Below are 13,385 nucleotides of genomic sequence, written 5' to 3'. Positions count from 1 at the left end.
CCTTTACCTCGATCTTTTTCATTTGAGAGAAGATTTTCCCTTCGCTACTAATAGCAAAGGGCGAGGAGAGAATTATAAATTATAGCAAATTATGATCTTGAGCCTGAATCGGTGGTGGCGTTGGTTTACCTAAAGTCCCTAACAGTTCAATTTCAATCGTACGTACCATCGAGTCTAGTGGCAAGTCATTACTCTGGGTACCAAAAGGCTCCTCAATTTCTGAACTTAGCGCATCCAGCCCCAAAAAAGTATAGGCCAAAATTCCAACCAGTAAAGGCGTAAACAGACCAAGCGTTGAACCTAAACTAAAAGGTAAAATAAAACAGAAAAAATAGACGGTACGATTGAGCAAGACCGAATAGGCAAAAGGCAAAGGCGTCGTCGCAATCCGGTCACAACCAGTCTGGACAATACTTAGTTCCGCCACATGATTATTCATCTGCATATAGATGATATCGGAGATTTCACCTTCTTTAAGCGCCTGCATTAACTCCCATTGAATCAGGCTTAAGGTATATTGCGGCGCATTGGCCTGCTGATAGAGTTGGGTCACCGCCTGCTGGCTCATGCCGCTGGTTTCAACCAGTTCAGTCGGATTGGCTGTTTGATGGCGTAGGCGATCGCGGAGTACATTGGCAAAGACAATCACATGCTGAATCACACGCTCACGGCGACCTTGAGACAGCATCCGGCAATCACGGTCAAAATGACGTGAATTGGCAATTAGAATTCCCCAAAGTTTGCGCGCTTCCCACCAGCGGTCATAACAGGCGGTATTTTTAAAACCAAGAAAAATAGACAGTACCACTCCAATCAGGGTAAATCCGACCAGGGGTAATTCTGGAAAATGAAAATAGCCAATATGTGACAAGCCACCGATGATGGCTGACATCAGCATCACTACGCCTAAAGGTGGCAAAACTTTAGGTAAAATCGTCCCCCGCCAGGAAAACAGCAGTTTAAAAACAGTCGGCTGGTCACGTACGATCATTTATTGGAATCATCACAATTTTTTTCATGATCTTGTGGAGTTGTGCCTGCTTTGTCAAGTGCTATTCAATACTGCATTTCCGGTTTGATGAGTTGCTGCTCAGCAAAGGAAAAGCTGCCTTCCAAGGCGATGATGCAATGGTCAATCAGATGGATATCCACTAGCTGGCAGGCCTGTTGAATCTGACGGGTTAACACTAGGTCAGCCTTGGAGGGAGAGGGCCGGCCCAGCGGATGATTATGTGCAATGACAATTGAGGTTGCCTGTTGGGTAATCGCATAACGTAGCAATTGATTAATGGAAATATCACATGCATTGATGGAGCCATAAAACAGTTTTTTAAAGGCAATTTTTCTTAAACTGGCATCCAGACACAGCACGGCAAACACTTCCTGAGTTTCACCGAGCAGTTCAAAACGTAAGTAATCTCTCAGCCGCTTGGAATTGGTAAGTTCCAGTGCATCCTGTTTCAGGTGCTCGGCTATGTAACGCCGTCCGAGTTCCTTGACGGCCATCAGTTGAGTATATTTACTGATGCCCATGCCATGAAACTGGCTGACTTCCTGTAAAGGTGCATCGAGCAACGCAGTCAAATGACCAAAATGCTGAATCAGCAAACGCGCCAGATCAACTGCCGAATGTTGCTGGGAACCGGAGCGTAGAAAAATAGCCAGTAGCTCGGCATCGGACAGACTTTCTGCGCCATATTGAATTAAGCGTTCTCGCGGCCGTTCTTGTTCCGGCCAATTTTTAATAGAAAATTGCATAGTTATTAGACTTATTTATTATGAATTATCAGTTTTCCCGCAAGCTGATCTCTTGGGAATGCGATTATTTAATGCTATTGTGAGCCCCACTGCAACAGCGAGGTAATCTGTTCGTGAGCTTTGATCTAAGTGTAATTCCTCATAAAAATATCATTTTGGCCGTCACTGGCGGTATTGCTGCCTATAAAAGTGCAATTCTGGTCCGCCGTCTAAAAGATGCCGGATTTGATGTGCGGGTCGTCATGACTCACGGTGCACAGGCTTTTATTACACCTTTAACCTTTCAAGCCTTATCGGGCAATCCCGTACATACCGAATTGCTGGATACTGAAGCAGAAGCCGGCATGGGCCATATCGAGCTGGCACGTTGGGCAGATCTGTTGCTGGTAGCGCCGGCCAGCTGTGATACCTTGGCAAAATTTGCCGCAGGTCTGGCTGATGATCTCTTAAGTACTTTATATCTGGCGACGAAAGCACCCGTCTGGGTGGCGCCTGCCATGAACCAGCAAATGTGGGCGGCGAAAGCAACGCAGCGCAATCTTGCGACACTGATCGAAGATGGTGTGCATGTGATCATGCCGGACGCGGGATCACAGGCTTGTGGTGATGTAGGTTTGGGCCGGATGCCTGAGCCGGAAGATTTAGCCCGACAGGTGACTGAATATTTTCACAAAGCTCAACGTGCGATTGCGGAAAAATTTGGCCTGCTTGCGGGTAAACAAGTCACGATTACCGCAGGCCCGACCCGCGAAGCGATTGATCCGGTGCGTTATATTTCCAATCACAGTACCGGGAAAATGGGCTTTGCACTGGCTGCAGCCTGTTATGCAGCCGGAGCCAATGTGACCCTGATTGCAGGGCCGGTCAGTCTGGACACTCCAAATGGCGTGAAACGTAAGAATGTTTCTTCTGCCGTGCAAATGCTGAATGAAAGCATGCAAATGCTGGAAAATGGTTGCGATATCTTTATTGCGACAGCTGCAGTAGCCGATTATCGTGTGGCAGAAGTAGCCGAGCATAAAATCAAGAAAGCTGGTGATGAACTGAATGTAGCCTTGGTGAAAAATCCGGATATTGTTGCCACAATTGCCCAGCAGGAAAAACGTCCATTTATGGTCGGCTTTGCGGCAGAAACCCGCAATATTGAAGAATATGCTGCCGGAAAGCTGGTCGCGAAAAAGCTGGATATGATTGCCTGCAATGATGTATCACGTGCAGATATCGGATTTGCTTCGGATGAAAATGCCATGATAGTATTCTTTGCCGAGCATTATCAGCTGGATAAACGCGATCTGGAAAAAGCCTCCAAGCAGGAAATTGCCCAGCAGTTGATCGAAGCTATTCATGATGCCCTGCATCGTGATCCATCCAGTGATGATGATTTTTAAAACGATCTGTATCGAAAAAACCCTGAATCCATCAGGGTTTTTTTATGGCTGATTTTTTATCATTAATTCAAAAAAACCATAGAAACCATAAATATTTAGTCTTAATCGAAGCGCTGTTTGTTTATTGTTTTTGCAAAAAAGCATAAAATGGGTCACAGAATAAGCAAAGATAAAAATACTGCGTATATCAGCTATAAGCAGGAAGTGGAAAGAAAAAAAGAGGGGGCGCTATGAAAAAAATCATGATGTTATGGATGGTCGCCTGTCTGGCTGGATGCAATTATTTTGTCTCGATGGATGAACTGGCCAGAAATATTCAAACGCAGATGCAACGTGAATTTAATTCCAATCGAGATTATCAACACTATCGTTTTACCGTGAAAAAAGTCAAAATTGTCCAGCGTCAGGGGAATGAGTTTCAGGCCATTTCTCATCTGAATTATCAGGGTGAGGAATATCCCATTCATGTAAAAGTCTTTAAGGTGGATGGGGGGTATAGTTGGTCGATTGAAGATGATGCCTTTGCTTTTATTGATGAAATTGAAATTGAAAAATATCGTCAGCAACTGGATCGAGAATTACAGCAACTGGCCTCAGCCTTGGATGATCTGGAACCTGTAGATGAACCAAACCAGAATGTCTCCGGCTCTCTGATCACACCACTGGCTGAACCCGTATTGCAAGATGTTTCTTATCAGGAAGAGCCGATTCCGGTCGGTAATATCACGGCGTATACGCAATAACTCATGCGCAATCGCTATAAAAAAGCACCGATGATCGGTGCTTTTTGTGTTTAGGATTCAACCTGTTGATGTTCACGTACATAATCTTCAGTACGCTGCATCGCTTCCTGAATATTAAAGAGAGCAGTTTCTACATCTTTCAAGGTTTTGGCATTGCCACCGCTTAAAGCCTGACGCCATTTGCGTGCACCCGGCAGGTTCTGGAACAGTCCCAAAATATGACGGGTAATAATCGACAACGGTGCATCTTCGGCCATGCGCTGGGCAATATAAGGCAGCATCTGTTGCATAATGTCAAAACGGTCTGGTGCATCCAGATTCCACAGTTGGCCCAGTTCAGCCAGTAAGTAAGGATTATGATAGGCTTCGCGGCCAATCATCACCCCATCCACATGTTTGAGATGTTCTAGGGTTTCGGCATAGGTTTTAATCCCGCCGTTGATCTCGATGAGCAGATCAGGACGATCCTGTTTTAAACGGTAGACATCTTCATAACGTAGGGGTGGCACGTCGCGGTTTTCTTTAGGTGATAGACCTTTTAATAAGGCAATCCGCGCATGCACGATAAAGTTATTGCAGCCGGTTTTGGCCACAGTATCGACAAAATGTAGCATCTCTTCATAGGAGTGCATATCATCAATCCCGATCCGGTGTTTTACAGTCACTGGAATATCCACCGCATGACGCATTTCAGCAATACATTCTGCGACTAAATCAGGCTCTGCCATCAGACAGGCACCAATTTTATTATTCTGTACCCGGTCACTTGGGCAACCTACATTTAAATTGACTTCGTTATAGCCCCAGTCCTGCGCCATCTTGGTACAAGTGGCGAGATCTTTTGGATTCGAGCCGCCGAGTTGCAACACGATTGGCTGTTCTTCCGTATTAAAGTCCAAATGACGTTTGGCATCACCGTAAATGATTGCACCTGTGGTGACCATTTCGGTGTACATAATCACATTCGGGTTAAACAGACGCGCAAAGAAGCGATAGTCTTTGGTGGTCCAATCCATCATCGGCGCAACACTGATTCGAGGATTCTGTGTGTTGCTTGGTTTTGATAAAATACTCATTGAAAATCAACCTATTGAATCAGTGTTGTGTTGAATTTATTTGCATCTATTTCATCTTTTTTTGCTCTTTTTAAAATTTGATTTACGTCATAAATACGCCATAATAAGTAAAAATATCATAAGGCGTAAAAATGGGTACAATCACGCAGCGTAAGTTAGTCAATGGATCAATACGCTATCGTGCTGAAATTCGAATCAATCGAAAAGATTTACCAATATATAAAGAAAGTAAAACATTTGGATCGAAGAAAGTTGCAGCAATTTGGTTAGCAAAAAGGGAAGCTGAAATAGAAGAAAATCCTGAAATTTTGTTTGGTCAAGAAGATGTAATAGATCTAACTCTTTCTAACGCTATTTCGAAATATTTGGCGGAAGTGGGAGCTGAGTATGGACGAACTAAAACATATTCACTCAAACTTATTCAGAAGTTTCCAATCGCGCGGCATGTTATCACAAAAATTAAATCGACTCATATTGCGGAACACGTAGCTCTACGCAAAAAAGGCATTGAAGATCTAAGACTCGCTCCTGTTGCATCTAGTACACTCCAGCATGAGCTTTTACATATTAGAGGGGTGCTATCTCATGCAGCGGTAATGTGGGATATAGATATTGATCTAAATTCTTTCGATAAGGCAACAGCACAATTAAGAAAGACACGCCAAATTTCATCAAGTCAAAAAAGAGATAGGCTTCCAACGAATGAAGAGTTGGCGGCATTGACGAAGTATTTTGTCAATAAATGGAATAATCCTGCTTACAGTTATCCAATGCATTTGATTATTTGGTTTGCAATTTACTCATGTAGACGTGAGGCGGAAATAACTCGAATGGAATTAAGTGATTTTGACATTCATAACAACTCATGGAAAATACGTGATTTGAAAAACCCAACAGGCTCTAAAGGGAATCATAAGGAGTTTAATGTATTACCTCAGTGTAAAAAAATTATTGAGCTTTTATCGGAGCAGGAAGTTAGAGCTAGAATGTTGAAAAGAGGCTATGGCGATGAATATCTGATACCTCTTAGTCCAAAAACAATAGGTGGTGAATTTAGAAAAGCTTGTAAGTTGCTTGGAATAGATGATTTAAAATTCCATGATTTGAGACATGAAGGGTGTACCCGTTTAGCTGAGCAAGGTTTCACTATCCCCCAGATACAGCAAATTAGTTTGCACGATTCATGGGGGAGTTTGGAAAGGTATGTATCAGTTAAACGAAGAAAACAGACCCTTAATTTTGAGAATTCGTTAGAGCTGACTTCGTAAAAATTTCATACTCTTTAGCTTGTTCGTTGTAACGTTTGTCTAAAACAAAAGCTAAGTCAAAAATATCAACTAAGTATGGTGATTTTTGACTTTCATCTATCTTGTAGCAAATAAATGGAAATTCCTTTTTTCTCGCTTTTTCTAATATTTTTGCTTTACTTAGATGGGGGTAATACATGGCTGCCACTTGTTCAAGAGTGGGAGTCATGGTTTTAAATTGCATGAATAAATAATCTGATAAATTCATTTGTACTTTGTTCATTTGGTTACTCTTTTAAAAGTTAATTCTTGAATCTTTAGTCATACAACTAAGGTATAGCTAACAAAATTCACTGAAATAATTGTAAATGAGATGAAATGGGTAATAATTCTGAAATAAGGGGAACTTTTTTAAGAATACACACTTATGCCAAAACTTAACGATTTTCAAAACAGCACAGTCAGACTATTAGATTATTTATATTTTCATGATGTGGCAGCCATGCAGAGCTTCTCAGAAGAGAAGTCAAGTATATATAGTCAGTTATTAGCAGCTATTGATTTATTGGCTTATCGAAGGTCTGAAGGCGCGTTGATAGGGGAACATTACAAACATTTGTTATTAATAGGAGTAGATTTTGAGTTAACTTTTGGAAAGGGTGAATTAATTAAAGATGATATCTATTTTAAAATGCAAGAAAAATATCGTGCCTACCTAATTCAACAAATAGAGTTATTGGGTTTTCAAATAGAACATTATAAGCAAGATTTAAATGAAGTATTAATCCAAATTCCAATCCAGTCAATTACTAGTGCTGCTGCATTTAAAATTGTAAGTCAAGTTCTATATTTTGAGTACGATAATATAACTATAGGGGTACTTAGTAAATTTCTAGATTTTAATTTTTTAACATTAGCTAAATATCAAAAAAAGAATAAAGTCATCAATGAGAGTTTTTTAAATAAACTTTTCTATAGGGCGATGTTATTTCTAGAGTTTGACGTTTTTAAAAATAACTTAATTGCAGAGTATTATTCCGAAGATCAAATTGTTAACTTAAATGATTTGGAAGATTATGAAAAAGTAGCAGCTGCCATTAAGGCTAGGGGGAAGGCCAAGTCATTAAAGGGGATTGAATATGATGGATTTTATAAGCTAAAGACTAAGAATGATCTGAAGAAGTTTCTAATAAATATTGAAGAGCGATTAGGACATAATCCTATTTTCTCAGATAGTTCGGCTAATTGGATTGCCTTAATCGGTGCATGGCATTTGATACTTAAGAAAGGTAATAATCTCGATAAACCATTGTTCAAAGAGTCCCCTCAATATGTTGTGGACTCGGATATCTCATGTGCCAAGCTCGCAAGAAAAAAATTAGCTGAATTTGGTTTCTCTGTGTCTGAAAAAACTATATTTGACTGCTATGATCGTGTCTATGAAATTTACAGGCTTATACGTATAACTATAGAGTGCTTGGTGGAAGAAAAAATGTATGGAATGAACGAAAGAGTTTTTATTCATGATTTTTACTATAATCCGAATTCTAATGCATTCTTCAAGAAGCAGTTACAAGCAGCTAAGGCTAAACTTTAAAATATTAGAGCATGCTTATTTATACAGGTTGAATGAACAAACACTGTTTGAGAGCGCTATTCAGTCCAGTTGTGAACGAATTAAATTTGTTTAATCCCGATCCCATTGAACGGCAGCTTGCTCATGTGTCACAGAACAGAATTCGCTCGGCATATAACCGAGCGCAATATTAACCAAGGGGGTCAGTTTTTAAATGCCGTTAGGGGGTCATTTTTACACTACCGATAACAATGCTATTTATCGAATTAGAAATCTTTAAAAATAGGCTATTGGCATCAAATGCAAAAATGTCGCAGCTGGTAGATTTGAATAATTTAAGTGACCATGAAAAAGTCATTGCAGTTATTAAGTCTAACGCCAAGTTGGAAGCTTTGGAAAAGTAGATTATCAGCGTATCTATACTATTGATCGGCTCTGTTGCATAAATATGTAAGCATCTGATTTAAATAAATTTAATTTTGGATCAAAAAATAATCAAAACTTTTTAAATCATATAGTTATGAAATCTTTGTGCAACAAAGCCGGTCTGCACGCACAAACCCAATCTTAGTTATACAATGGACTAGATTGGGTGTGACTGGTGGAGAGATTATTTTTACAAATATAGGTTTTCTCCATCGACTGAACAGCATTCTTTGGCATAGGTTTCATTGATGAGTCTTTCGATCATTTGCTCTTCTGACACACCATTCTTGAAAGCTAATGTAAGCAACGCTTCTCTAGCTCTTTTAGTTAATGCGTAATAGTGAGGTTTTTTCACCTTTTTCTCCTCACGGTGCTTTTTTTGATACCACGCGTTAGATAATTTTTTTCTTAAAGCATAGTGAATATTTTCATCTTCATAATAGATAATATCAAATATTGAGTTAATTAAAGTCTCATACTCAGATACATGGGATGCATCTCTTCTGTATCTTCTAAATTCTGAGTTTTCATTAATATACTTTTTAGCCCATACAAGAAAATCAGAGCATGGTGATTTAAAGTGATTGTTGAATTTTGTGTATATTTTGTCAAATCGATAATATATATTTTCAATTGATCTAGAATCTTCATAATAAATAGGGATTGTATAAGCCAGATAAAGAAGCTGGAAGTATAGGTTTTTTATATCTAAAATTAAGCGATCTCCTTCTTTTTCATGCAAGACTTTGCATGCAAATTGTAAGAATCTTTGATTATCTTTAATTTTATTAAAGTCAAAAGAATGTATTTTGATTCTAGATTGAAAATCCTTTAAATCACGTAAAAAATAATAGATATTATCATCACTACTATTATTCATTTCATCAATTATAAATTTACTTATGTTCCTGAGTTTATCTAGGCTGTTCAGTTTTGCGATGTCTTTTTCTATAGCATCGTTGCTCTCCCGTATTCTGCGATAGTTATCAATATTTGGGCGATGATAGACATATAGTGCCCAGATAAGATCTTCATCTCGAAGTTGTGTCAGGAATGATTTAAGATTGTCTAGTTCAGAATTGCGCATTTTGTATCCTGTTTTTAAAAAGCTTACGTCATACTTTAGGTAATAAAAACAATACTTTCTACTAAGTTTTTCACTCTATTTCCCCTTGTTTTGCACTATATTTTTAAAAGCTTTCTACTAAGGGATAAGGGGGGTATAAATAAACAATGTTTAGGCAATATAAGTTTTTAATTTAATTTTTTTATAACTAAAATTAGGTACTAAAACGATATAGTCTAAAATTCATTTTATTCCTTAATTCTAGCTTTTTTGAGACTAGAGCCTGCATGAATTTAAGCGTAGAGCAGGGAGGAAAAGTTTTTCATGTGGAGAATGGGTACTGTACTACAGGAGGAATTTGGACTCCCTAACTCTTTGGTTATTAATCTAATCGTTTATTAGGTAACACTTTATTGTGAAGTAAACGTATATATATACTGAATTCCCTATCTCTTATGTAACTATCACACACATAGGTTTAAACATGAGAGTTTCAATTAATCAGGAAAAACTTACACTTGAGATTGAGAAATTTTTAAAACGTTTAAAAAGAGAACGAACAAAATGGTATGGATTCTATTCGCAGCTTACTAATCTGTTATTAGGCTTTAATGATATTTATGATCCCGATGATGAATACACAGGTTATCTTAAATTCTTTGTAATTCTGAGATATGACTTGCAGAGAATAGACTCTGATTATTTTGATCTTATGGATGAGCTAAAGATAATTGGGTATAGAGAGATGAGAGCGTGGTTTTTAGATTTATCTGAGGATTTTGAAAAAGATTATAAGATGATCGAAAAACAGAAAGATGAAAATAAAATTGAAGTGCAGGAATATTGTGAGTCAATAATTGGTAAATATAGCCGAATATTAGTTGCTCGGGTGGACTTGGGTTATTTACAAGAACATTCTAGTCGCATCAGAGTTGAAGATATTTATAATGATTTGGATATACTGCTTAACCGTATCCAAAATAAAGATGGCATATTTAAACATGTGGTCGGGTATATATGGGGAGTGGAGCAAGGCGGTAAAAGTAAAGGTTTTCATTGCCATTTAGCAATCATTTATGATACTGCCTTTCGTGATGGAAGCGCAGCATATTGGGGGAATAAAATTATCGCGCTTTGGAGTGAGATTACTCGAGATTATGGTCAAGGCTATAATTGTTGGAACCGCGAACGCGTAAAGGAGCTTCGAGGTAGAGATGAGCTAGGGATCGGTTTGATTTATCGTCGCGATTCAACCCAAGTGACAAATTTCATTGAGGCAATGCAATACATTGCTGATCATCACAAACGTACTCTTCAATACTTACGTGTTAAGCCAGAAGGACGAAGAGTATTTGGTAAAGGTCAGTTAAGAGTGCAGTATGATAGACGCTAAATGAAAATAATCTCAGATATACATTATCTAGATGAAAACGAGGTTTTAAATACTTTGCAAGGCTTACCAATCGGTGAGCCTTTGTCATTTCTGGAGATGTATATTATGAGTTTAAATTGTCCTTATTGTTTTTCCGATCAGGTTATTCAAGTGGTTAATCAGCAGGTGAATGGTTCTGATTCTACAGGTCTAGCAGCGTCCGCATCGTTCGCAACCATCGGTGCAACCATTTCAAAGGGTTTACCTTTACCTGTATCACCACTGCTTGGCGGGCTTGCAGGTGCGGTCATTGGTGGTCTATTTAGCAGCATGTTTGATGAGCCGAAAAAGCCGATCACCCTGACCTATTACCATTGCAATCAATGTCAGCAGAATTTTCGTTGAATCGTCATAGGAGATAAGAACGATGGCACATCAAATCGAACAAATCGCCTATGTTGGCGAAACTCCTTGGCATGGTCTGGGTAATCAGCTGAGTCCGAATCAACCACTGGAAGTCTGGGCACAGCAAGCGGGGATGGACTGGCGGATCGAATCCTCGAACGTCAGCTATATGGCACAGAATGAACGTGGTCAGAGCATTATCATGCCTTTTGAAGAGCAGCGTGTATTGTATCGCTCAGATACCCATGCGCCTTTATCTGTGGTCAGTCAGCGTTATCAGGAAGTTCAACCCAAAGAGATTCTGGAGTTCTACCGGGATCTGACTGAGCAATCAGGTTTTGAGTTAGAAACCGCAGGGGTTTTGAAAGGTGGGAAGAAGTTCTGGGCTTTGGCACGTACCGGACAAAGCACCGCGTTAAAGTCCAAAGATGTCAGTAATGGTTATATTCTGCTGGCTACTGCGTGTGACGGCACTTTGGCAACGACAGCACAGTTCACCGGTATCCGAGTGGTCTGTAACAACACTTTGGCGATTGCCTTACGTGGGCAGAGCAGTAGTGCAGGTGTAGTGAAGGTTCCACATAGCACCAAGTTTGATGCAGAGAAAGTGAAACAGCAATTGGGTATTTCAGTGCGTGCATGGGATGAACACATGTATGAGATGAAACAGCTCACACAGCGTAAGGTGAGTCAGCAAGAAGCTAAGGCTTACTTTGATGCCGTGTTCAACAACAGCACCATGTCAATTTCCGATCCTGAAGAAAACATCATTCAGTTCTATCGTAATGTCGCACAGCAAGTTCAGGAGAAAAAGCCTGAACCCAATGGTCGTGCCATGAATAAAGCTTTGGACATGTTCAATGGGCAAGGACGTGGTGCTGACCTGTCATCCGCCAAAGACACTGCTTATGGTTTACTGTGTTCGATCACGGAATTTGTGGATCATGAACGACGTGCCATGAGTACCGATCATCGTCTTGATTCAGCTTGGTTCGGTGCAGGTGCTGGTCTTAAACAAAGAGGATTGGAACAGGCTTTATCTTTGATAGCCTAAGCTCATGTAATCCATCCAACCTTAACCCCGCAAGTCTCAACAATCGCTGAGTACAGCACACACGTAACTCTCTCTATTTACTACTCACAATCAATAATCTGAATCAGCATGCATATCGCCATACCCGACCTCGTGTCGGGTATGGCTTTTTTATGCGCTTCTTTTTTACAAAAACTGAAATTTATAAGGATAGTACCATGAATCAAATCGCACCGATTTCAAATCAGACTGTACAGGCAGGTGTTCAAACTGCATTAAATCCATTAACTACACCTAAACGAGCTAGTTCTGCAAAACGCTTAGTCAACACCAAAGATATGGCGTATCAAGATTGGCTTGAAGTTCGTAAACAAGGCATTGGCAGCAGTGATGCAGCAACAGCATGTGGCTTAAATCCCTACATGTCCATGTTAGAGCTTTGGCTGATCAAAACAGGTCGTCAGACTCAATCCATTGAAGATGAAAGTTCAGGTATAGCACCTCTGTATTGGGGCAAACAGCTGGAACCTTTGGTGGCTGAGTATTACAGCATGCACACCAATAACAAAGTTCGTCGAGTCAATGCTGTATTACAGCACCCTGATCCTGATAAGCATTTCATGTTAGCAAACTTGGATTACTCTGTTGTTGGAAGCGACGAAGTTCAGATTCTTGAATGCAAAACAGCAGGTGAGCATGGAGCAAAATTGTGGCGTGATGGTGTGCCTTTATATGTGCTTTGTCAGGTACAACATCAACTGGCGGTGACTGGTAAACAGGCAGCGCATGTTTGTGTCTTGATCTGTGGGCATGAAACCAAGATCTTCAAAGTGACACGGTCTGAATCCGTGATTGAACATATTGTTCAAGCAGAACGATTATTTTGGGAATGTGTTGAAAATGACGTTCCACCAGCAGTGGATGCCAGTGAATCGGCAGCCAAAGCTTTACAGCAGCTCTATCCTGAACATACCCCGCTCAGTTGTGTTGATCTAACGGAGGTCGAACTTGCCAATGAACTGTTTGATCAACTGATAAAGGAAAAACAGCAGATTGAACAACACCAAAGCCAGTTTGATCTACTCAAACACCGTGTTCAGGCACTGATGCAGGAACATGAACGTGCCGTATTTCAGCAAGGTTCAGTGACATGGAAAAAGAGCAAGGACAGTATTAGCCTAGATACCAAGTCCTTACTTCAGCACCAACCTGAACTCATCCAACAATACCCATTGCAGAAAGCAGGCAGTCGTCGTTTCAACATTTATCACGATTAGCTCAAAGCTTAGAGTTAA

At 40.0% G+C, this 13,385-nt stretch carries 13 protein-coding genes and 1 pseudogene; 9 read left to right on the top strand and 5 right to left on the bottom strand.

Going from position 1 to position 13,385, the window contains the following annotated elements; all coding sequences use genetic code 11:
- Positions 1-79: 79 nt before the first annotated feature.
- Positions 80-991 carry a bestrophin family protein gene (locus I6L24_RS01330; protein ID WP_004733710.1) on the bottom strand — a complete coding sequence of 304 codons (912 nt, stop codon included), beginning with the start codon at positions 989-991 and terminating at the stop codon, positions 80-82.
- A gap of 65 nt (positions 992-1,056) precedes the next feature.
- A complete protein-coding gene (gene radC, locus I6L24_RS01325; RefSeq protein ID WP_216986307.1) occupies positions 1,057-1,758 on the bottom strand; it encodes a RadC family protein in 702 nt (233 codons plus the stop codon).
- A gap of 113 nt (positions 1,759-1,871) precedes the next feature.
- Here radC and coaBC point away from each other — a divergent pair, with 113 nt between their 5' ends.
- Both coaBC and I6L24_RS01315 read left to right on the top strand, forming a co-directional pair.
- Positions 1,872-3,146 carry a bifunctional phosphopantothenoylcysteine decarboxylase/phosphopantothenate--cysteine ligase CoaBC gene (coaBC, locus tag I6L24_RS01320; RefSeq protein WP_216986306.1) on the top strand — a complete coding sequence of 425 codons (1,275 nt, stop codon included), beginning with the start codon at positions 1,872-1,874 and terminating at the stop codon, positions 3,144-3,146.
- 230 nt (positions 3,147-3,376) lie between these two features.
- The gene (locus I6L24_RS01315; RefSeq protein ID WP_216986305.1) at positions 3,377-3,889 is read left to right on the top strand and encodes a hypothetical protein; all 513 of its coding nucleotides are present in this window, start codon (positions 3,377-3,379) and stop codon (positions 3,887-3,889) included.
- Positions 3,890-3,939: 50 nt separating this feature from the next.
- Here I6L24_RS01315 and dusA read toward each other — a convergent pair whose 3' ends face one another.
- Complete coding sequence (gene dusA, locus I6L24_RS01310) at positions 3,940-4,965, bottom strand: tRNA dihydrouridine(20/20a) synthase DusA (protein WP_216986304.1); 1,026 nt, start codon at positions 4,963-4,965, stop codon at positions 3,940-3,942.
- Positions 4,966-5,096: 131 nt separating this feature from the next.
- On the opposite strand from dusA, the gene I6L24_RS01305 reads away from it, so the two are divergent.
- Entirely contained in the window at positions 5,097-6,233 is a 1,137-nt protein-coding gene (locus I6L24_RS01305) for a site-specific integrase (RefSeq protein WP_005252908.1), read from the top strand.
- On the opposite strand, the gene I6L24_RS01300 is transcribed toward I6L24_RS01305, so the two are convergent.
- The gene (locus I6L24_RS01300) at positions 6,199-6,495 is read right to left on the bottom strand and encodes a pyocin activator PrtN family protein (RefSeq protein WP_004281614.1); all 297 of its coding nucleotides are present in this window, start codon (positions 6,493-6,495) and stop codon (positions 6,199-6,201) included. The two genes, I6L24_RS01305 and I6L24_RS01300, sit on opposite strands and share 35 nt — an antisense overlap.
- Positions 6,496-6,639: 144 nt before the next feature.
- Between I6L24_RS01300 and I6L24_RS01295 the strand changes: the two genes are divergently transcribed.
- A complete protein-coding gene (locus tag I6L24_RS01295) occupies positions 6,640-7,809 on the top strand; it encodes a hypothetical protein (RefSeq protein ID WP_227554916.1) in 1,170 nt (389 codons plus the stop codon).
- A 47-nt stretch (positions 7,810-7,856) separates the two neighbouring features.
- Positions 7,857-7,982: pseudogene (locus I6L24_RS16525) on the top strand (tyrosine-type recombinase/integrase); the annotation flags it as partial.
- 422 nt (positions 7,983-8,404) lie between these two features.
- Here the strand turns inward: I6L24_RS16525 and I6L24_RS01290 are convergent.
- On the bottom strand, positions 8,405-9,301 hold the full coding sequence (locus I6L24_RS01290) for a hypothetical protein (RefSeq protein ID WP_005252890.1): 897 nt from the start codon (positions 9,299-9,301) through the stop codon (positions 8,405-8,407).
- Positions 9,302-9,764: 463 nt separating this feature from the next.
- On the opposite strand from I6L24_RS01290, the gene I6L24_RS01285 reads away from it, so the two are divergent.
- The 4 genes from I6L24_RS01285 (at position 9,765) to I6L24_RS01270 (ending at position 13,367) form a co-directional block, all read left to right on the top strand.
- The gene (locus I6L24_RS01285; RefSeq protein WP_216986303.1) at positions 9,765-10,673 is read left to right on the top strand and encodes a YagK/YfjJ domain-containing protein; all 909 of its coding nucleotides are present in this window, start codon (positions 9,765-9,767) and stop codon (positions 10,671-10,673) included.
- 105 nt (positions 10,674-10,778) lie between these two features.
- A complete protein-coding gene (locus I6L24_RS01280) occupies positions 10,779-11,057 on the top strand; it encodes a hypothetical protein (protein ID WP_201953857.1) in 279 nt (92 codons plus the stop codon).
- A 22-nt stretch (positions 11,058-11,079) separates the two neighbouring features.
- A complete protein-coding gene (locus I6L24_RS01275) occupies positions 11,080-12,111 on the top strand; it encodes a DUF932 domain-containing protein (protein WP_216986302.1) in 1,032 nt (343 codons plus the stop codon).
- A gap of 197 nt (positions 12,112-12,308) precedes the next feature.
- Positions 12,309-13,367 (top strand): YqaJ viral recombinase family nuclease, encoded by a 1,059-nt coding sequence (locus I6L24_RS01270; protein ID WP_004733106.1) that lies wholly within the window; start codon positions 12,309-12,311, stop codon positions 13,365-13,367.
- Positions 13,368-13,385 lie beyond the last annotated feature (18 nt).

Origin of the sequence: Acinetobacter lwoffii, from assembly GCF_019048525.1 — a bacterium.
Lineage (GTDB): Bacteria > Pseudomonadota > Gammaproteobacteria > Pseudomonadales > Moraxellaceae > Acinetobacter > Acinetobacter lwoffii_K.
Note: the sequence above shows the minus strand (reverse complement) of the source record. Positions and strands in the feature narration are given on the sequence as shown.

Bases quoted from the DNA above. Each gene is read 5' to 3' on its own strand.
- I6L24_RS01330 (WP_004733710.1), bottom strand. From the start codon at position 991: ATGATCGTACGTGACCAGCCGACTGTTTTTAAACTGCTGTTTTCCTGG.
- radC (WP_216986307.1), bottom strand. From the start codon at position 1,758: ATGCAATTTTCTATTAAAAATTGGCCGGAACAAGAACGGCCGCGAGAA.
- I6L24_RS01315 (WP_216986305.1), top strand. From the start codon at position 3,377: ATGAAAAAAATCATGATGTTATGGATGGTCGCCTGTCTGGCTGGATGC.
- dusA (WP_216986304.1), bottom strand. From the start codon at position 4,965: ATGAGTATTTTATCAAAACCAAGCAACACACAGAATCCTCGAATCAGT.
- I6L24_RS01305 (WP_005252908.1), top strand. From the start codon at position 5,097: ATGGGTACAATCACGCAGCGTAAGTTAGTCAATGGATCAATACGCTAT.
- I6L24_RS01300 (WP_004281614.1), bottom strand. From the start codon at position 6,495: ATGAACAAAGTACAAATGAATTTATCAGATTATTTATTCATGCAATTT.
- I6L24_RS01295 (WP_227554916.1), top strand. From the start codon at position 6,640: ATGCCAAAACTTAACGATTTTCAAAACAGCACAGTCAGACTATTAGAT.
- I6L24_RS01290 (WP_005252890.1), bottom strand. From the start codon at position 9,301: ATGCGCAATTCTGAACTAGACAATCTTAAATCATTCCTGACACAACTT.
- I6L24_RS01285 (WP_216986303.1), top strand. From the start codon at position 9,765: ATGAGAGTTTCAATTAATCAGGAAAAACTTACACTTGAGATTGAGAAA.
- I6L24_RS01280 (WP_201953857.1), top strand. From the start codon at position 10,779: ATGAGTTTAAATTGTCCTTATTGTTTTTCCGATCAGGTTATTCAAGTG.
- I6L24_RS01275 (WP_216986302.1), top strand. From the start codon at position 11,080: ATGGCACATCAAATCGAACAAATCGCCTATGTTGGCGAAACTCCTTGG.
- I6L24_RS01270 (WP_004733106.1), top strand. From the start codon at position 12,309: ATGAATCAAATCGCACCGATTTCAAATCAGACTGTACAGGCAGGTGTT.